Genomic DNA, 19695 nt, shown 5'->3' on the forward strand with positions numbered 1-19695 from the left:
CGGCGATTCGGGATGTTCGGGTCACGGCGTTTCCGGTTGTGGGCGGTACCCGCGGTAGCGCTGGTGCTCACCTTCGCCGCGCTGGCGTGGTTCTCGCCGATGCTGTCGGTTCGCGAGGTGCAGATCGAGGGAGCGGGTGCGATACCCGAGGATCGGATTCGGGAGTTGCTGCAGATTCCGGACCAGGGATCGATTCTGCGGATCGATACCGCCGCAATGGCCCAGCGGGTGGCGAGTATTCCGAAGGTGCGCAGTGCGCGCGTGCAGCGGGTGCTGCCGTCGACGGTGCGGGTGCGGATCGAGCCGCGCACCCCGGTGTTGTACTACGACACCGCCGAGGGGGCACATCTGCTCGACGCAGACGGAATCGAGTACGCGATCGAGCCCGCGCCGATCGGAGTTCCGAAGCTGGAGACCGAGAAACCGGGCAGTGCGGATGCACTCACCCGGGCGGCGATTGCCGTGGTGAGAGTGCTGCCACCGGAATTGACGGTGCAGGTGGACAGTGTGCACGCCGAAACCGTCTCGGATATTTCGCTGACACTGCGCGACGGTCGCACTGTACTGTGGGGCAGCAGCGAGGACGGCGAACGCAAATCGGCGGTGGTGCTACCGCTACTGACGCGTCCGGGAACCGTGTTCGACGTCTCGAGTCCCAGTCTGGTCACGGTAAAATGAGTTCCAGCAATCTTGTTCGGTTCGACCCTGTCCGGTTCGCCGCGCCGCGGCGTACCCGGGCGATCGCGCGGCGATTACCCGCCGCGGGTGCCGGGGGCGTACCACGATGTGGGCGCGGGCCGTACGGTAACCGTTCACGATACGACGGGCACCGTCCCGCCGGCGGCGAGTTCGCCGAAGAAACTGCTGATCGTCTCGGCGCGCCTGCGAGCGGATCGAGACGGCGGCGAATAGCGTTCGGCACCAGTCGGATACTTGACATAACTCCAACCCTATGGTTGAGGTTCAGGGTTCGCCCGGATCACGGTTCGCGGATTGCGATCAGACGGACCGGTACGGGGTATCCGGAAACGACAGACTTTGGATCGAAGGAAGGCGAGAGCTCATGACGCCCCCGCACAACTACCTTGCCGTGATCAAGGTCGTCGGTATCGGCGGCGGCGGCGTGAACGCCGTCAACCGAATGATCGAGCAAGGCCTGAAGGGTGTCGAGTTCATCGCGGTGAACACCGACGCCCAGGCACTGCTGATGAGCGATGCCGACGTGAAGCTCGATGTCGGGCGTGAGCTCACCCGGGGACTCGGCGCCGGCGCCGACCCGGAGGTAGGCCGTAAGGCCGCCGAGGATCACAAGGACGAGATCGAAGAGGTGCTCAAGGGCGCCGATATGGTCTTCGTGACCGCGGGTGAGGGCGGCGGTACCGGTACCGGCGGTGCGCCCGTGGTCGCGAGTATCGCGCGCAAACTGGGCGCGCTGACCATCGGTGTGGTCACCCGGCCGTTCTCGTTCGAGGGCAAACGCCGCGGTAACCAGGCCGAGGTCGGCATCAATATGCTGCGCGAATCCTGCGACACCCTGATCGTGATCCCCAACGACCGGCTGCTGCAGCTCGGCGATGCGGCGGTGAGCCTGATGGATGCCTTCCGCTCCGCCGACGAAGTACTCCTCAACGGTGTGCAGGGCATCACCGATCTGATCACCACCCCGGGCCTGATCAACGTCGACTTCGCCGACGTCAAGAGCGTGATGTCCGGTGCGGGGAGCGCGTTGATGGGTATCGGTTCCTCCCGGGGGGAGGGCAGATCGGTGAAAGCGGCCGAAGCGGCGATCAACTCGCCGCTGCTGGAGGCCTCGATGGACGGTGCGCACGGTGTCCTGCTCTCGATCGCCGGCGGTTCGGATCTCGGCCTGTTCGAGATCAACGAGGCTGCGTCATTGGTGCAGGAAGCCGCCCATATCGAGGCAAACATCATCTTCGGTACGGTGATCGACGATTCGCTCGGCGACGAGGTGCGGGTCACCGTTATCGCCGCCGGGTTCGACGGCGGCGGTCCGACCAGACGCACCTTCGATACGGCGAGCAGCCGGGGTTCGCTCGGTTCCGGGCGAACGGCGGAGATCTCCGCCCAGTCCGCGCGCAGCGCCGAACTCGGCCACTCCCGTACCGCCGAACTCGGTGCCGCACGCGGTCATTCCGAAGAGCCCGCGTCCCTGCGGTCGTCGGAAACGGGTTCGTCGGTGGCCCGGGGCCCGGCGCCGAGCTACCGCGATACCGAACGCAGCCGCCCGCAGGTGGATCCGACCCTCACGCACAACAGCCGGTCGCATATCCAGCCGTCGCCGGAGCTGCCCGACGATGACGACGACGTCGACGTCCCGGATTTCATGCGCCGCTGACGCACCACGGCTTGCTCGATATCCGGCGCGGCCGACAGGCCGCGCCGGAACGGCCGGTGAGTGGGCTACCACGCTGTGCCCATTAGGCTCGACATCATGACTGCGCCACCGGTACTCACCGTTCGACGGGTAGTGACCACGCGCGCGGGGGGTTTCTCCGCGCCACCCTACGATTCGTTCAACCTGGGCGACCATGTCGGTGACGATCCGGATGCGGTGCGGCGCAACCGCGCCCGCCTCGCCGCCTCGCTGGACCTCCCCGCCGATCATCTGATCTGGATGGATCAGATCCACGGGCGGACCGTCGTGACGGTCGACGGTCCGCGTGACGAACCGGTGCCGGGCACCGATGCGCTGGTCACCGCGCGGCCCGGGCTGGCGCTGGTGGTGCTGACTGCCGACTGTGTGCCGATCCTGCTCTCCGACGACGAAGCCGGTGTGATCGCGGCGGTCCACGCGGGCCGGGTGGGGGCGCGGATCGGGATCGTGCCTCGCGTGCTGGAGGCGATGGTCGCTGCCGGGGCGCGGCCCGAGCGGATCGGTGCGCTGCTGGGGCCGGCGGCCAGCGGGCGGCAGTACGAGGTGCCCGCCGAGATGCGTGCCGATGTCGAGGCGCATCTGCCCGGCAGTGCCACGACAACAGCGCGGGGTACACCGGGATTGGATCTGCGCGCCGGAATCCGGCGTCAGCTCACCGCGGCCGGGGTCGGCGCCGTCGCCGAGGATCCGCGCTGCACCATCGAGGACACCACCCTGTTCAGCCATCGCCGCGGTGCGCCGACCGGCCGGCTGGGCAGCGTTATCTGGATGGAGCCCGCCACCTAGGTACTCCGGCATCGTCGGGGGCAGCCGCGGCCCGGTACTGCGCTGGGCCGCGGATCCGGTTTCCGAGCGCGGAGGAGGAGATTCATGATCACAGCGATACGCGGAAACCGGTTGGGCGGCCGACGATGAGCGGCGGGATCGGGCGCGACGCTCGGGGCGAACGCACCGGGGGTCCGGGGGGTTCGGCCGGACCCACGCCCGGCGGTGGTCCGCAGAACGCAGCCGGCGCGGTTCCCCGAGTCGCGGGACCCGCTGTCCCGGACAGTGGACCACCGGAGCCGGGAAGTGCGGCCCGCGCCGATGTGCTGGCCCGCCGACTCACCGGCCTGCTCGCCCGCATCGAGGCAGCGTGCACGGCCGCAGGCCGCGATTCCGGCGAGGTACGGCTGTTGCCGGTGACAAAATATTTTCCGGCCTCGGATATCGCCCTGCTTCATCGTCTGGGCCGCCACGACTTCGGCGAGAACCGGCCTCAGGAGGCCGGTGCCAAAGCGGGTGAACTGCACGATTTACGGCCCCTGCGCTGGCATCTGATCGGCCGGTTGCAGCGGAACAAGGCGCGGCAGGTGGCGCGCTGGGCGCATGCCGTCCAATCGGTGGACAGCGAACGTCTGGCGACCGCCCTGGAAACGGCGGTCGCCGCGGCATTGGACGCCGGTGAACGGCAGCAGCCGCTGGAGGTACTGATCCAGGTGAGCCTGGACGCCGACCCGGCCCGTGGCGGGGTGGAACCCGCCGGTGTCGCGGCGCTGGCGGACCGGATCGCGAGCTCCGCGGAACTCCGGTTGGCGGGGATTATGGCTATTCCGCCGCTGGTCGCCGATCCAGATGCGGAATTCGCGCGGCTGGCCGAGGTCCACAGCCGGTTACGCGCCGCGCATCCCACTGCCACAGAACTGTCCGCGGGGATGTCCAATGATCTTGAAAGAGCTATTGCCCATGGATCGACGTGTGTGCGTGTCGGTACCGCCCTCATGGGCGAGCGACCGATAACCTCGGCGTAGCAAACAAACCTCATCAGTCACATTCGACACATATGCTGGGACACGACGAGGGCTGAGCAAGACTTCAACACCCGGCCGCCACCGGGGCCGAAGGAAGGTCGACCAGAATGAGCGAGCGCAGCGAGCGAGTAGTGGGCGCAGCCACGAGCGTGGTCGTGAACGGGCCGAGCGTCAGCGAGGTGCGGTCGCGGAGTGAGCGCAGCGAGCGACTTATGGGCGCAGCCACGAGTGTGGTCGTGAACGGGCCGAGCGTCAGCGAGGTGCGGTCGCGGAGTGAGCGCAGCGAGCGACTTATGGGCGCAGCCACGAGTGTGGTCGTGACGGAGCCGAGCGTCAGCGAGGCGCAGTCATGAGCACACTGCACAAGTTCAAGGCGTACTTCGGCATGGTTCCGCTCGAGGATTACGAAGACGACTACGTCGACGATCGCACGCCCCGTGGGGTCGAGGATCGTGGCGGGCGCCGGCCGCGTGACTACTCCGACCGCGCTCCCCGCGACTACGACGACCGTCCCGACTACGACCGGTACGCCGAGGACCGTTACGACGGTCCCGACTACCGTGAGGCGCCGTACAAGTCCTCGTACCAGCCCAGCTACCCGCCGCCCCGGCGGGACGACTACCCGGGCGACACCTACGCCGACGATTACGAGGGCCCGCGCCGCCCCACCCGGATCGACGCCGCCGCTTCCGGCCGGTATCGTCCGGGCGGCGGTGCCTCCCTGCGCGGCGCGACCAGGGGAGCGCTGGCAGTCGATCCCGATGCCGAGGAGCGACGGCTGGCCGAACGGGTCCGTCCCGAACCGGCCGCCGCCCGCCGTCCCGCGATCTTCGAGGACGGAGGTCCCTTGTCCAAGATCACCACGCTGCGCCCGCGTGACTACAGCGAAGCGGCGATCATCGGCGAACGGTTCCGGGAGGGCAACCCGGTGATCATGGACCTGGTCGACCTGAGCAATGCCGACGCCAAACGCCTGGTCGACTTCGCTGCCGGGCTGGCGTTCGCCCTGCGCGGCTCGTTCGACAAGGTGGCTACCAAGGTGTTCCTGCTCTCTCCGGCCGATGTCGACGTATCGGCCGAGGAGCGTCGCCGTATCGCCGAAACCGGTTTCTACAACCAGAAATAGCGGCCGTCGCGCCCGTGGGGGGCGCGACGTTGCCGGGACCGAAGTCGGCGCGGGCATTTTGCACCGCGCCGATTTTGCGGCAGAGTGAGACCGTGGCCTTGTTCGCGGTGCTGTACTTCGTACTGTTCATCTTCTGGCTGTTGCTGATCAGCCGGGTGATCGTCGAGTTCATCCGTAGTTTCGCCCGCGACTGGCGTCCCACCGGGGTGGTCGTCGTGATCCTCGAGGTGATCTTCACGATCACCGATCCTCCCGTGAAGCTGCTGCGACGGTTGATACCACCGGTCTCGCTGGGCGGAATTCGACTGGATTTGTCGATTATGGTCCTGCTGTTCCTGGTGTTCATCCTGATGTCCGTCGTCAGCGGCCTCGGCGGGTCGGTAGCTCCGGTGTGACAGAATGGTCCGAGAAGACTTGCCAGAGCCGCTAGATCTGACAACGCGCGAAGGGATCCTTCCATGCCGCTGACCCCAGCCGATGTGCACAACGTCGCGTTCAGCAAACCGCCTATCGGGAAACGCGGCTACAACGAGGACGAAGTCGATGCCTTCCTGGATCTGGTCGAGCAGGAACTTTCCCGGCTGATCGAAGAGAATGCGGATCTTCGCCAGCGGGTTGCCGAGCTCGATGCGGAGCTGGCCGATGCCAAGAGCAGCCGCGGTCCGGCCGGTGCCGGGCACGGTAAACCGGTGCAGCAGGCGCCGCCGCCGGAACCGGTGAAACCGCCGGTCCAGGCGCCGCCTTCGGTCCCCATCCCGGCGGTTCCGGCCGCGCCCGCCGTAGCGGATGCGGGCGCCGACGCGAATATGCAGGCCGCGAAGGTACTGAGCCTGGCGCAGGAGATGGCCGACCGGCTCACCAGCGACGCGAAAACCGAAGCCGAGAATTTGCTGGCCAATGCCCGCGCCAATTCCGAGCGGCTGGTCAACGATGCGCGGGCCCGCTCGGAAGAGATGGTCGCCGACGCCCGGCACAAATCCGATGCCATGCTCTCCGATGCGCAGACCCGGTCCGACAGCCAGCTGCGGCAGGCCAAGGAGAAGGCCGACGCGCTGCAGGCCGATGCCGAGCGCAAGCACACCGAGATCATGGGCACCATCACCCAGCAGCGCAATGTCCTCGAGAGCCGGATCCAGACCCTCAAAACCTTCGAACGCGAGTATCGGGTGCGCTTGAAATCGTATCTGGAATCGCAGCTCGAAGAGCTGGAGAACCGTGGGTCGGCCGTACCGGTGGACGAGGGTGACACCTTCGATACCGGGGCCAACCAGCTGGCTCCCGCATCGTTCGGCCAGGGCGAGTAAGCGCTCGATACCGCTGGGCGCGAACGGGCACCCGGCCTGCTGTCCTGGGGGTCATCATGCTTGTCTTGACACTGGCGCTCGCCGCGATCGGCCTGGTCCTGCTGATCCTGTCGCTGACCACCGGGTCGGTGATCTGGGCCTGGGGCTGCATCGTGGTGTGCGGGCTCGGTGCTGTGGTGTTGCTGGTGAGCGCGCTGTCGATGCGTGCACCCGAGGAGGAGTTGCCGCCGCGGGATCAGCACGCGAAACACTGACGAGGACTACTGCGAACGAGAACCGAACTGTCCTTCCGTGGTGCGCGGCGGGGGCGGGCCTTATAAGTAGTTGACCGTCACGGTTAGAATCAAACCTGTCAGGCGACGATCCGGCCATCACCGGGGAGCTTTCGGAAGAACGGCGCCGTGCAGCGGCTCTCGTGCGCTGCACTACACGCTCAGTAGAACCGAACGGGGTCAGCCCGTCACAGCTGGAAACGAGTGGTCCGCCCGCCCTGCCGGGCAGGGTGGACAAGCGGGGTGGTACCGCGGTACCGGAGCACCGATTGCGCCGGTCGTCGTCCCCGTGCCGGATACGAGAGCGCTGCGGCGCCGGGCACGAGGAGATGTGAATCCGCGATGGCGGACGAGAATTCCAGCAGCAGCGCATACCCGCGCGTCGATCTCGGCGGCGGATCGGGCGTGACCTTCCCCGAGATGGAACGGGCCGTCCTGGACGCATGGGCCGCCGACGGAACCTTCCGCGCCAGCATCGACAACCGCGCCCCCGCGCCGGATGCGGCGGGACCGGCCGGCGCCGGTGAGTTCGTGTTCTACGACGGCCCGCCGTTTGCCAACGGTCTGCCGCACTACGGTCATTTGCTCACCGGATACGTCAAAGATGTCATCCCACGTTTTCAGACCATGCTCGGGAAACGGGTCGATCGGCGATTCGGCTGGGACTGCCACGGACTGCCCGCGGAAATAGAAGCGGAGAAGCAGCTCGGTATCACGGACAAATCACAGATCGACTCGATGGGTCTCGCGGAATTCAATGCGGCGTGCAAGAATTCGGTACTCCGCTATACCGGGGAATGGCGCGACTATGTGACCCGCCAGGCGCGCTGGGTGGACTTCGACAACGATTACAAGACCCTCGATCTCGACTTCATGGAGTCGGTGATGTGGGCATTCAAATCGCTGTACGAGAAGGGCCTCATCTACCAGGGTTTCCGGGTACTGCCCTACAGCTGGTACGAGCAGACGCCGCTGTCGAACCAGGAGACCCGGCTCGACGACGCGTACAAGATGCGCCAGGATCCGGCGGTCACCGTGGATATGGTGCTCCAGGTACCGGCCGAGCATCCGCTGGCCGGACTCGACGGCGCGGCGGCGCTGGTCTGGACCACCACCCCCTGGACCCTGCCCTCGAACCTGGCGATCGCGGTGCACCCGGATGTGCGCTACGTGCAGGTCCGTGGTGTCGACGGTAAGCGATACCTGCTGGCCGCCGAACGGCTCGGCCACTACGCCCGCGAACTCGGGGAGGAACCGGCGGTACTCGGCGAGTACGACGGCGCCGCGCTGGTGGGCCTCGAGTACCGGCCGCCGTTCGATTTCTTCGCCGGCCATCCCCGGGCACACCGGGTGCTGTCGGCCGACTATGTCGCCACCGACTCCGGTACCGGCCTGGTGCATCTCGCGCCCGCGTTCGGTGAAGAGGATATGGACGTGTGCAGCGCCAACGGGATCGAACTGGTGCAGCCGCTCGATCCGGGCGGCAAGTTCACCTCGATGGTGCCCCCGTACGAGGGGCTGATGGTCTTCGATGCCAACCCGGTGATCATCAAGGACCTCAAGGCCGCCGGGAAACTGTTGCGGCACGAGACCATCGAGCACTCCTATCCGCACAGCTGGCGGTCGGGGCAGCCGCTGATCTATATGGCGGTGCCGTCCTGGTTCGTCGGGGTGACCGAGTTCCGCGACCGGATGGTGGAGTTGAACAAGCGGGTCAACTGGGTGCCCGAACATATCCGGGACGGCCAGTTCGGCAAATGGCTCGAAGGCGCCCGGGACTGGAACATCAGCCGTAACCGCTACTGGGGCAGTCCGATCCCGGTGTGGACCTCCGACGATCCCACCTATCCCCGGATCGATGTCTACGGTTCGCTCGACGAACTGGAACGCGATTTCGGGGTGCGGCCCACGGATCTGCACCGGCCGATGATCGACGAGCTGACCCGGCCCAACCCCGACGATCCGACGGGGCGCTCGACCATGCGCCGGGTACCGGAAGTACTGGACTGCTGGTTCGAATCGGGATCCATGCCCTTCGCTCAGGTGCACTACCCGTTCGAGAACAAGGACTGGTTCGACTCCCACTTCCCGGGCGATTTCATCGTCGAGTACAACGGGCAGACCCGCGGCTGGTTCTACACCCTGCATGTGCTGGCGACCGCGCTGTTCGACAGCCCCGCGTTCGAGAACGTGGTCGCGCACGGCATCGTGCTGGGCGACGACGGCCTGAAGATGAGTAAGTCCAAGGGTAACTACCCGGACGTCAACGAGGTGTTCGAGCGCGACGGCTCCGACGCCATGCGCTGGTTCCTGATGAGCTCGCCGGTCCTGCGCGGCGGGAACCTCATCGTCACCGAACGCGGTATCCGGGAGGGGGCGAGCCATGCCCTGCGACCGCTGTGGAACGCGTGGACCTTCCTGCAGCTGTACGCCCCCGAAACCGGCACCTGGCGCACGGATTCGGCGAATGTGCTGGACCGCTACATCCTGGCGAAGCTGGCGCAGACCCGGGACGTGATGACCGCGGCGCTGACGGAGTTCGATATCGCCGGAGCCTGTGAGGAACTGCGGACCTTCGCCGACGCACTCACCAACTGGTATGTGCGCCGGTCGCGTTCGCGCTTCTGGGCCGAGGACCGGGACGCGGTCGATACCCTGCACACCGTGCTGGAGGTCGCGACCCGGCTGGCGGCACCGCTGCTGCCGCTGGTGACCGAGGTGATCTGGCGCGGTCTCACCGGGGAACGGTCGGTGCATCTGGCCGATTGGCCCGCTGCCGATACGCTGCCCGCCGACCCGGAACTGGTCGCGGCGATGGACGAGGCGCGCACGGTGTGCTCGACCGTGCTGAGCCTGCGCAAGGCACAGCAGTTGCGGGTCCGCTTGCCGCTGGCGGAGGTGACAATCGCCGCCTCCGACGCCGAAAGGCTGGCGCCCTACGCCGATATCATCGCCGACGAGGTGAACGTCAAGAAGGTCGATCTGACCACCGACGTCGCCGCGCACGGCCGGTTCGAACTGGCCGTCAACGCCCGCGCGGCAGGGCCGCGGCTGGGTCGCGAGGTCCAGCAGGTGATCAAGGCGGTGAAGGCCGGCGAGTGGACGGAAAGCGCCGACGGTGTGGTCACCGCGGCCGGAATCGAGTTGCTGCCCGAGGAATACACGCAGCGGCTCGTGGCCGCCGAACCGGAATCCACCGCGGCGCTGCCCGGTAACGCCGGTCTGGTGGTGCTCGATTCGGTGGTCACCGAGGAACTCGAGGCCGAGGGCTGGGCCCGCGATATCATCCGGGACCTGCAGGAGACCCGGAAATCGCTGGGACTGGAGGTTTCCGACCGGATCACCGCGACACTCGAGGTACCGGCGGACCGGCAGGAGTGGGCGCGGACCCACCGGGAACTCATCGCCGGTGAGGTCCTCGCTGTGGAGCTGGAATTCGGCGCGGTCGGCTCGGAGGGCGCCGAGCTGACGGGCGGGTCACGGGCGCGGATCGCGAAGGTCGGCCGGTAGGGAGGCCCTCGCCGGGTTCGGGCCTACCCCATTGATCGGTGGTGTGCGAGGGCATACCACCGATCCACCTGGCTTCTCCGGTCCAAGCGAGCCGGTGACCGGCCTTTACGCATGGAGCCGGTGTTTCGCGAACACCGTCGCCGCGAAGTCCTACGCACCTTGCGGTGGTCGCCGGATCCTCGGCGACCACCGCATCGGCTGTTGCCGGGCCTCGTCGTACGGATGTCGGCAGTGTTCCGGCCCTGTGCGCGAACGTCATCCGGAGGGGTAGGTGCCCGAGAGGTTATGGCCATGACCGAGACGGCGTGTCCCACTAGGGTAGGCACCTATGGCTTCGGACAATCCCGACGAGTGGTGGCAACATGCGCCCGAGGGTCAACAGAAGAAGGATGCCCCGTCGGGGCAGTGGCAACAGGGTTATCAATCCCAGGGCGGTCAGCCGGGGGTGCAATGGGGACAGACCGCGGGGCAGGTCCCGCAACCTGTTCCGCAGTCGGGCGCATGGGAAGTGCCGCCGCTCGGCTCCGGTGGGCAGGGAGGCCCGCCGCGGGACAACAATGCCACCCTGATCGCGGTGCTGGCCGTGGTGGTGGTTCTGGTGCTGGCCGGTGTGGCCGGGCTGGTGATCCTACGGTCGGGGGGATCGGAGGAGAACACTGCCGCGGCGGCGAGCACCACCACGGAAACGACCGGTGCGACAACGACTACGGCCTCCGCGACCACAACGAGCGCGGCCCCGCCGGTGGAGGGGGCACCGGTCCTGAAGGAGGGGCTGTCGCCGGTCGTGCTGTTCGGACCGACCTTCGAGGACGGTGAGGACACCTACACCATGGCCTTCAAGGATTGGCCGTTCGCGTTCCGGACGCCGGGATCCTGGGGCTGTATGAAGGGTTCGATCGATACCATCCCGGATGCGCAGGCATGGGGATGCGTCGACGAACAGGACTCCTCGGCCGGTCAGCGAGTGAACCTGATATTGCGTAAATGCCCGTCCACCTGTGATGCGGCCACCCGGGCCGAGTTCGACGCGGCCTGGTTCGACAAGGAAGGCGCGGCGGAGCAGTTCGATCCGAACACCTCGTATGTGGAGACGCCCACCAACGACAAGGGCGAGTACACGATCGATCTGAGCCGGTATGTCGCCGCCGAGCCCGGCGGTGAACCGGTCTGGCAGGTGGGGGTCTTCGTGGAGTCGCCGTCGGCCACCAAGGACGCGGTGCTCAAGACCCTGAACGACATCCTGACGCAAACGCAATAAACATTTTTGTGATTTAGATCACATGCTAGAAGTTTGCCAGGGTGCTTGGTGAACGCCCTTCTGCCGGGCACAATCATCGCGATACCGCTGCGACCGTTCCCTCGGGAGCAGCGGGAACGGTGATCATTTCGCTCGGTTCTACCTGAGTGGAGTTGTGTCGGAGTGAATTCGCTCCGGCATAGCTCCAGTGGTCCGCGGTGGCCGGCTACTCGGCGGATGCCGCGAGTAAACCGGGGCGCCCCACGGTGTCTCGTGCATCGACCGGCAGAAGGGTGGGCACGTGATCGGGATCGCACTGCGGCGAGGTATCGCCGGCTTACTTCTCACCACGGCCGTCACCGCGGGCGCGGCCGCACCGGGTTGGGCACAACCCTCCGGCAGCGCGAGCGGATCGGCCTCCGGCTCCAGTTCACTCAGCGCCAGCGGATCGGCCGGGCTCCCGGTATCGACCCTCGCCGGCCTCGGCGCCCTCGCCGCCGCCGGTACGCAGACCGGGAAGATGTACGAATGGGGCTCCGAGGGACCGGACACCTGGGACTGTTCGGCACTGGTGCAGTGGGCATTCCGCCAGGTCGGGGTGGCACTACCGCGCACCACCTGGGAGCAGGCGGAGGTCGGCGCGTCGGTGCCGCCCTATGCGCTGGCCCCCGGTGACGTGGTGATCATCAACCGCGATGCCTCCCATGTCGGTATCTACGCCGGATCCGGCCAGGTGCTCAATGCCTACGGTGCCGGTGTCCCGGTCGGGCTCACGCCACTCGAACACTTCTACGTGCACAGCATCCGGCGCTTCTGAGCCGTCCGAGTGGTCCGGCGGTCACGGGCCGGACCCGCTCACTCCACCTGGCGCCGTAGCAGCGGGCCGTAATCGGGATGGGCCAGCGCTGAGGCGAACTGCGCGACGAGGTAGTCGCCCGGGTTGCCGGTGTCGTACCAGCGACCCTGGATGACCTGCCCGTACACGGCGTGGTCGGCGGCGTAGGCGTTGATCGAATCGGTCAGGTACACCTCACCGGTGCGATGGGTGTACCAGTTCTCGGTCTGCGTACGCAGTTCGTCGATGATGCCGGGCGTGACGACATAGCCGCCGATTGCCGCATAGGCCGACGGCGCGTCGGCCGGTTTCGGCTTCTCCACCAGGCCGGAGATCCGCAACAATCCGTCGTCCAGGTCCTCACGCACCACCGGGACGCCGTAGCGCTGGGATTCGTTCGGGTTCATCGGCATCAACGCCAGTACCGGGCATCCCGTGGCCTCGTAGGCGCGAATGAGCTGCTGCGCGCGCGGGACCTCGGCCACGAACACATCGTCGGGCCACAGCACCAGCATCGGCTCGTCGCCGGCAGCGCGGGCCGCATTCAGCACCGGGGTGCCGTTACCGTACGGGCCGTGCTGATCCAGGTAGGTGATATGCCCGAGCCGCGACAGTTCGCCGACCTCTTCCACCGCGTCGGCGTAGGCGGTCTTACCGTCGGCACGCAGCTGGGCGACCAGCGCCGGATTGGGCCGGAAATGATCCTGGATCAGCGATTTTCCACCACTGACCACGATGGTGATATCGGTGATACCGGAAGCCACCAACTCGCGCACCGTATGCTCGATCACCGGCTTGTCGCCGACCGGCAGCATCTCCTTGGGGATCGCCTTCGTCAGCGGCAGCAGCCGGGAGCCGATACCGGCAGCGGGAATGACAGCCTTGCGGATCATCATGGGCCGAGTTTATGGCTCTCCCGTGGCGCGCGTGGGTTGCGGCCCCAAGGTTGCGCGTTTCCGCTGGGGAACCGCCCGCGTGACCTTGCCGAACGCGGCCGGCGGTGATGCCGGGGCAGACTTGCCGGCACGGCAGAGCGGACAGAGTGGTACGGCCCGCGATGGCCCTCCACGGCCCGAATTCGGCGAAGCACCACTATGCCCGTGCCCGGTACGGGTGGGCTCGGTAGCTCCCGGCCCCAGGCCCGGTCGGTCGTGAGCAAGGAACTGCGGTGCACGGCGCAGGCTCGATTTCCGAGTGCTCCGGTGTCGGCGTGCCATCGAGCGTGCAGGGTATCCGGCATGCGGGCCGATATCGGACCGACCGCGCCCACCGGCAAGGAGTCGGACGAAAGCCTGCGACGGCCCGCCGGTTCGGAAGGTATCCGGCGGTGTCGGCGTCGACGGTATCCCCGCGGTTTTCGGCCCCTCCCCGTGCCCTCGAAGCGAAATGGGCCTGACCGCCATGTCGCGTCCGGAGCCGACGGCGAACCGTTGCCCGGTGCCCGGCCGGTGCGATCCCGGCGCCGATCCGATCCTGCGTCGGCGCGGCGCGACGCACAGCGGTCGCCGGCCGGCTGTCGGTGCTCGCGCGTAGATTGCGCGGTATGTACCAACAGGGGTGTGACCAGCGGTGCGGGTGATGTGGAACCAGGTCCGGTGGTGAACGGCGACCGCTTCGAACAGGGTTCCGGAGCACCTCGGCACGCGTTCGCGCGGGAAACGGCGCGGCGCTGGGTATTGCACATCGATATGGATGCGTTCTTCGCCTCCTGTGAGCAGCTCACCCGGCCGACGTTGCGGGGCCGGCCGGTGCTCGTCGGGGGGACCGGGGCGCGCGGGGTGGTGGCGGGGGCCAGCTACGAAGCGCGGGTGTTCGGGGCGCGGTCGGCCATGCCGATGCATCAGGCGCGGCGGCTGGTCGGGGTGACCGCCGTGGTGGTGCCGCCGCGCGGTGCGCTGTACGGCGTGCTGAGCGGGCGAGTGTTCGATACCTTGCGGGCGCGGATTCCGGTACTCGAAACGCTGTCGTTCGACGAGGCGTTCGGTGAACCCGCGGAACTGGCGGGCGCGAGTGTGTCCGCAGTGCTGGATTTCTGCGCGGAGTTACGGGCGGCGGTTCGGGACAGCACCGGACTGGTGGCGTCGGTGGGTGCGGGGACGGGCAAGCAGCTCGCCAAGATCGCATCGGGGATGGCCAAACCGGACGGGATCAAAGTGATCGCGCCCGGTGAGCAGCAGGAGTTGCTGGCGGGGTTGCCGGTGCGCAAACTCTGGGGGATCGGGCCGGTGGCGGAGAGCCGGTTGCGGACCCTGGGGATCGAAACGGTCGGGGCGTTCGCGGCGTTACCCGAGGTGGAGGCTGTATCGATCCTGGGCGGAAGTATCGGCGCCGCGTTGCACCGGCTGGCCCGCGGTATCGATGATCGGCCCGTCGCCGAGCGTGCCGAGGCGAAACAGATCAGTGCCGAAACCACCTACGAGACCGATATCGTCACGCTGGAAGGGCTGCGCCCGGCGATCACCGAGATGGCCGCGGCCGCGCACCGGCGGCTGGTGCGCGACGGGCGGGCCGCGCGCACCGTGGTGCTGAAACTCAAACGTGCTGATATGAGCATCACCACGCGGTCCAGCACCCTGCCCTATGCGACCGAGGATCTGGCTACGCTCACCTCCGCGGCCCAGCGGGCGGCGCTGGACCCGCGGGACCTGGGGCCGGTGCGGCTGGTGGGGGTCGGGTACGCGGGTTTGTCGACGATCCGGCAGGAATCGTTGTTTCCCGAATTGGACCGGTCGGGCGCGGATTCCACGGATCCCGGTGCGGATACGGCCGGCCCCGGCGGAACGGTTGCGCCGGGGCGCGATCTCGCGAGCGGGTCACCGGACGACGAAACGAGTCGACCGGCAGGGCAGGAGTTCCCTGCGGCATCCGCGGTTGCGGGTCCGGTGGACAGCGACCCGCGACCGGCCGGTGAGAGTCAGCGGGTGGCTGCATCCGAGTTTGTGGCACCAGAGCAAGAGAGCTCTGTGGATTCGGTGAGATCTACCGTGGCCGAGCCCCCTTCCGGCGCCTCCGCCGGGGCGGACGGGGAGTCGCGCGCAGCTACCGCCGAAACCGTCGGCGCGGCGGCGGATCCGGGAGTAACCGCTGGTGGAGTCGTGGACTGGCGGGCCGGATCGGATGTTCGCCATCCGGAATTCGGTTTCGGCTGGGTGCAGGGAGCGGGCCACGGGCGGGTGACCGTGCGGTTCGAGTCCCGCTCGACAGGGCCGGGGATCGCGCGTACTTTCGCTGCCGACAACACCGAGTTGCGCCCTGCGGACCCGCTCGGCAGCCTGTCCTGAATCCCGCCGGGTAGGTTGGTGCCGGGCAGCGTCGCCGGTTCCGGTGGGGCTGCCGCAGCGCACGACACCGAACCCCGAACGCAAAGGACGAGCAGTTGAAGCTTCGCAAAACCGGACGTATCGCGATCGCCGGCCTGGCCGCGGCGGCCGCGCTGACCCTGACGGCGTGTGGTAGCGATGATTCCGACTCGGACACCGCAGCGGCGACGAGCACCACGGCCGCGGCCGAAACCACGGAGGCGGAGGCCGAGACGCCGCCCGTCCCGACCGCGGCCGATCTGAACATGCAGCTCCAGCGCGCGCTCGACCCGAACGTCCCGAACGAGGAAAAGCTGGAGATGGTGCAGGGCGCCGAGGCGGATCCGGAGCTGCCGTCGAAGCTGAGCCAGTTCTACGCCCAGTCGGGCGCCACGATCGAGGTCACCGAGGTACAGGATTTCGGTACCGAGATCCAGGCCAAGGCCAATCTCACACTGAACGGCCAGACCAGCGTGGCGGATGTGCCGTTCGTTGCCGAGGACGGGGTGTGGAAGGTCCAGCAGCAGTGGACCTGCACCATGCTCGCCAACGCGCAGATCCAGTCGCCTGCCTGCGCGGCCTGAGCCGGGCGTCATGCAGAATCGGCCGGTCCGCATTCGTGCGGACCGGCCGATTCTGTGTCGGGCGGACCTCTTTGCGCTGTGGATGTGGCCGCCGTGATCGCGCCCGTTAGGATTGCGCTCCGTGGCTGACACGATGGTGGTGGCGGCGTCCGAGCCGGCAGAGATCTCCGAAAGTCCGCGACCCCGAATGCGGGGCGGCTGGGCACGGCCGGTGGCCCTGGTGTCGGCACTGATCGGCGCGTTGCTCGCGGTAGCGGTTCCGTTCCTGCCGGTACGGGTGGACGCCGCGACGGTGTCCTGGCCGCAGGACGATTCCGCCGCATCGATCGAGGCGCCGCTGGTCGCCTATGCGCCGCTGAGCTTCGAAGCCACCGTGCCCTGCGCGGCGATCCAGCAGTTGCCCGCCGGCGGGGTGCTCTCCGCCACCGCGCCCTACAGCGCCCCCGATCTGCAGCGGTACGGGTTCCTGGCCCAGGTCCGGCCGCCCACGCCCGAATCCGGACCTGTACTCGACGTGACGCTGCGTAACCAGTCGCTGTTCAGCGTGCCGGTGGCCGAACTGGCGCCCGGATGTGAGCTCACCGTGGGCGCGGGGATGACCGAAACCGTGGCCACGCTCACCGGGCACGAACCGGTGGTGCTGGGCGGGGACTACCGGCCGCAGATGGTGGGTGTGTTCAGCGATCTCGCCGACCCGGCCGGTACCAGCGTCACCGCGGAGGTGGACAGCCGGTTCAGCTCCACCCCGACCCTGGTGAAACAGATCGTCATCTGGGCGGCCGTGCTGGCGACCGTGATCTCGCTGGTGGCCCTGCACCGCCTGGACAACCTCGACGGTCGTCGGGCCCGCCGCTTCCTGCCCGCCCGCTGGTGGACCTTCCGGCCGGTGGATTTCGTGGTGCTCGGCACGCTGGTGCTCTGGCATTTCATCGGCGCCACCACTTCCGATGACGGCTATCAGTTCGGGATGGGCCGCACCTCGCAGGTCGCGGGGTATATGGCGAACTACTTCCGGTACTTCGGCGTCCCCGAGAACCCGATCGGTACCCCGTACTACGACCTCATCGGGCTGATGGCGGATGTGAGTACCGCCAGTCCGTGGGTGCGCCTGCCGACCTTGCTGGCGGGAATCGTCGCCTGGCTGGTGATCAGCCGGGAAGTGGTGCCCCGATTCGGGGCGGCGCTGCACCGCAACCGGTTCGTGCCGTGGACGGGTGCGCTGGTCTTCCTCGCCGTGTGGTTGCCGTACAACAACGGCCTGCGGCCGGAGCCGCTGGTCGCGCTCGGCGTGCTGCTGACCTGGTGTTCGGTGGAGCGCGGGATCGCGACCCGGCGGCTGCTGCCGTTCGCGGTCGCCATTCTGATCGCGGCGTTCAGCTGTACGGCGGGTCCGCACGGGCTCATCTGTCTTGCTGCGCTGCTGGCGGGGTTGCGTCCGCTGTTCAAGATCGTTTCGGCTCGGGCGCGGCGGGTCGGCTGGCTCGCGCAGTTGCTCCCACTCGGTGCCGCGGGCGTGCTGGTGCTCGTCGTCGCCTTCGCGGACCAGACGTTCAGTGCCATGCAGGAAATGAGCCGGGTACACAAACTGGCCGGGCCGAATGTGCTGTGGTTCGACGAGTACCTCCGCTACCAGTACCTGTTCATGGGCACGGTGGACGGTTCGCTGGCCCGCCGGTTCGGGATCTTCGTGATGGTCGCCGGGCTGGCGGTCTGCCTGCTGACCCTGCTGCACAAGGGCGGCCGTATCCCGACCGCCGCGGTGGGGCCGTCGCGCCGGATCCTCGGGGTCACCATCGGCGCCATGGTGCTCATGATGACGACGCCGACCAAATGGACCCACCACCTCGGGGTTTTCGCCGGGCTGGCGGGTGCGGTCGCGGTGCTCACCGCGGTCGCGGTCGGGCCGCGGGTCATGCGCGGGCCGCGTAACCGGGCGTTGTTCGCCGCCGGGGTGGCATTCCTGATGGCGCTGGTGTTCTCCGGGCCCAACGGCTGGTGGTACGTCTCCTCCTTCGGTATTCCGTGGTGGGACAAACAGCCCTCGATCGCCGGTATCGCCCTCAACAAGGTTTTCCTGCTGGGCGCTGTACTGCTGCTCGCACTGGCCGCATGGTGGCATGTGCGGGCACCCGATACCGGACATCACCGGATCTCTCGGTGGGGATGGCGCTTCGCGAAGATTCCGCCGCTCACGGTGGCGGCCGCGTTCATGGTGCTCTTCGAGGTCGCCTCGTTCGCCAAGGGCGCGGTCAGCCAGTATCCGGCGTTCTCCCTGGCCAGTTCGAACTTCGGCGCGCTCACCGGCAACGCGTGCGGGCTGGCCCCGCATGTCCTGGTGGAAACCGATCCGAACCGCGGCATGCTCGCCCCGCTGGCCGGCGACCCGGCCACCACTCTGGCCGGTAACGGCAGTACCGGTTTCACGCCGGCCGGTGTGGCGGCGGACCTGAGTGCCGATACCGAACAGGGCGCCGATGCCGCCATTGCCGATTCGATGGGGGACGGCGGCGGCACCGGGGTCGCCACCGAAACCGCCGGTCCCGCCCTGCCGTTCGGTCTCGACCCCGCAACTCCGGTACTGGGTAGTTTCCAGGCCGACGGTCCGGCGGAACTGACCAGCGGCTGGTTCCGGCTGCCGCCCGTCGCCGATCGCGCCGATATCCTCGCCGTGAGCGCCGCCGGCCGGATCTGGTCCCGCGACGCCGACGGGGTTGTCACCCACGGACAGTCGTTCGAACTCGAATTCGGGTCCACCACCGCCCCCGGCGCCTCGGCCACCGAACCGGTTGCGCTGCGGCGGGTGAACCCGATCGATATCGGTCCCGCGCCGTCCTGGCGTAACCTGCGGGTTCCGCTGGAGCCGTACGCCGATGCCGATACCGTACGTATCGTCGCCCACGACCGGGACCGCGATCCGCGGCAGTGGCTGGCGTTCACCCCACCCCGGATGCCGCAGACCCAGGACCTGAACACGGTGGTCGGTTCCACCGATCCGGTGCTGCTCGACTGGGCCGTCGGGCTGCAGTTCCCGTGCCAGCGGCCGTTCGACCACCGCATCGGTATCGCCGAGGTGCCGAAGTACCGCATCCTGCCGGACCGGGTCGGCGCCCACGACACCAGCCTGTGGCAGAACCACGACGGCGGTGGCCCGCTCGGCTGGACCGAACTGCTGTTGCACGCCCGCACCCTGCCGACCTACCTGAACCACGACTGGGATCGCGATTGGGGCCAGCTCCAGCAGTTCCTGCCGCGGGATCCGGATACGGTACCCGCCCGTCCGCAGGTCACGCAGGAGGATCACCCGGGCACCTGGACACCGGGTCCGATCAACGTCGCCTGGTGA

The 19695-nt window shown here is 67.8% G+C and carries 16 protein-coding genes; 14 read left to right on the plus strand and 2 right to left on the minus strand.

Annotated features, from left to right (window positions below):
- Positions 1 to 12 precede the first annotated feature (12 nt).
- The 4 genes from ON22_RS09300 to ON22_RS09320 all read left to right on the plus strand — a co-directional run bounded on the left by ON22_RS09300 (position 13) and on the right by ON22_RS09320 (position 4185).
- Positions 13 to 678 carry a cell division protein FtsQ/DivIB gene (locus ON22_RS09300; protein ID WP_051157356.1) on the plus strand — a complete coding sequence of 222 codons (666 nt, stop codon included), beginning with the start codon at positions 13 to 15 and terminating at the stop codon, positions 676 to 678.
- A gap of 385 nt (positions 679 to 1063) precedes the next feature.
- Positions 1064 to 2356, plus strand: a complete 1293-nt coding sequence (ftsZ, locus tag ON22_RS09310) for a cell division protein FtsZ (protein WP_033245104.1) — start codon at positions 1064 to 1066, stop codon at positions 2354 to 2356.
- Between the two features lie 96 nt (positions 2357 to 2452).
- Entirely contained in the window at positions 2453 to 3181 is a 729-nt protein-coding gene (gene pgeF, locus ON22_RS09315) for a peptidoglycan editing factor PgeF (protein WP_033245105.1), read from the plus strand.
- A 125-nt stretch (positions 3182 to 3306) separates the two neighbouring features.
- Positions 3307 to 4185 carry a YggS family pyridoxal phosphate-dependent enzyme gene (locus tag ON22_RS09320; protein WP_081595444.1) on the plus strand — a complete coding sequence of 293 codons (879 nt, stop codon included), beginning with the start codon at positions 3307 to 3309 and terminating at the stop codon, positions 4183 to 4185.
- A 64-nt stretch (positions 4186 to 4249) separates the two neighbouring features.
- Here ON22_RS09320 and ON22_RS36610 read toward each other — a convergent pair whose 3' ends face one another.
- Positions 4250 to 4492: a hypothetical protein gene (locus ON22_RS36610; protein ID WP_156052340.1), complete on the minus strand. Its 243-nt coding sequence runs from the start codon at positions 4490 to 4492 to the stop codon at positions 4250 to 4252.
- 42 nt (positions 4493 to 4534) lie between these two features.
- Between ON22_RS36610 and ON22_RS09330 the strand changes: the two genes are divergently transcribed.
- The 7 genes from ON22_RS09330 to ON22_RS37885 all read left to right on the plus strand — a co-directional run bounded on the left by ON22_RS09330 (position 4535) and on the right by ON22_RS37885 (position 12451).
- Complete coding sequence (locus tag ON22_RS09330) at positions 4535 to 5311, plus strand: cell division protein SepF (protein ID WP_033245107.1); 777 nt, start codon at positions 4535 to 4537, stop codon at positions 5309 to 5311.
- A 92-nt stretch (positions 5312 to 5403) separates the two neighbouring features.
- Positions 5404 to 5706 carry a YggT family protein gene (locus ON22_RS09335; protein ID WP_033245431.1) on the plus strand — a complete coding sequence of 101 codons (303 nt, stop codon included), beginning with the start codon at positions 5404 to 5406 and terminating at the stop codon, positions 5704 to 5706.
- 63 nt (positions 5707 to 5769) lie between these two features.
- Positions 5770 to 6615: a DivIVA-like cell division protein Wag31 gene (gene wag31, locus ON22_RS09340; RefSeq protein ID WP_033245108.1), complete on the plus strand. Its 846-nt coding sequence runs from the start codon at positions 5770 to 5772 to the stop codon at positions 6613 to 6615.
- Between the two features lie 56 nt (positions 6616 to 6671).
- The gene (locus ON22_RS09345; protein ID WP_033245109.1) at positions 6672 to 6869 is read left to right on the plus strand and encodes a hypothetical protein; all 198 of its coding nucleotides are present in this window, start codon (positions 6672 to 6674) and stop codon (positions 6867 to 6869) included.
- A 360-nt stretch (positions 6870 to 7229) separates the two neighbouring features.
- Positions 7230 to 10397 (plus strand): isoleucine--tRNA ligase, encoded by a 3168-nt coding sequence (gene ileS, locus ON22_RS09350; RefSeq protein ID WP_033245110.1) that lies wholly within the window; start codon positions 7230 to 7232, stop codon positions 10395 to 10397.
- Between the two features lie 328 nt (positions 10398 to 10725).
- A complete protein-coding gene (locus tag ON22_RS34515; RefSeq protein ID WP_051157357.1) occupies positions 10726 to 11655 on the plus strand; it encodes a lipase chaperone in 930 nt (309 codons plus the stop codon).
- A 280-nt stretch (positions 11656 to 11935) separates the two neighbouring features.
- Positions 11936 to 12451 carry a C40 family peptidase gene (locus tag ON22_RS37885; RefSeq protein WP_051157358.1) on the plus strand — a complete coding sequence of 172 codons (516 nt, stop codon included), beginning with the start codon at positions 11936 to 11938 and terminating at the stop codon, positions 12449 to 12451.
- A gap of 38 nt (positions 12452 to 12489) precedes the next feature.
- On the opposite strand, the gene ON22_RS09365 is transcribed toward ON22_RS37885, so the two are convergent.
- Positions 12490 to 13365 carry a UTP--glucose-1-phosphate uridylyltransferase gene (locus ON22_RS09365; protein ID WP_033245111.1) on the minus strand — a complete coding sequence of 292 codons (876 nt, stop codon included), beginning with the start codon at positions 13363 to 13365 and terminating at the stop codon, positions 12490 to 12492.
- A gap of 792 nt (positions 13366 to 14157) precedes the next feature.
- Here ON22_RS09365 and ON22_RS34520 point away from each other — a divergent pair.
- The 3 genes from ON22_RS34520 to ON22_RS09380 all read left to right on the plus strand — a co-directional run bounded on the left by ON22_RS34520 (position 14158) and on the right by ON22_RS09380 (position 19695).
- Positions 14158 to 15750 carry a DNA polymerase IV gene (locus tag ON22_RS34520; RefSeq protein WP_231508666.1) on the plus strand — a complete coding sequence of 531 codons (1593 nt, stop codon included), beginning with the start codon at positions 14158 to 14160 and terminating at the stop codon, positions 15748 to 15750.
- Positions 15751 to 15845: 95 nt separating this feature from the next.
- Entirely contained in the window at positions 15846 to 16352 is a 507-nt protein-coding gene (locus ON22_RS09375; protein ID WP_033245112.1) for a WKL family lipoprotein, read from the plus strand.
- 187 nt (positions 16353 to 16539) lie between these two features.
- Positions 16540 to 19695, plus strand: a complete 3156-nt coding sequence (locus ON22_RS09380) for an arabinosyltransferase domain-containing protein (RefSeq protein WP_051157359.1) — start codon at positions 16540 to 16542, stop codon at positions 19693 to 19695.

Source organism: Nocardia carnea NBRC 14403 (assembly GCF_000308515.1).
GTDB classification, from domain to species: Bacteria; Actinomycetota; Actinomycetes; order Mycobacteriales; family Mycobacteriaceae; genus Nocardia; species Nocardia carnea.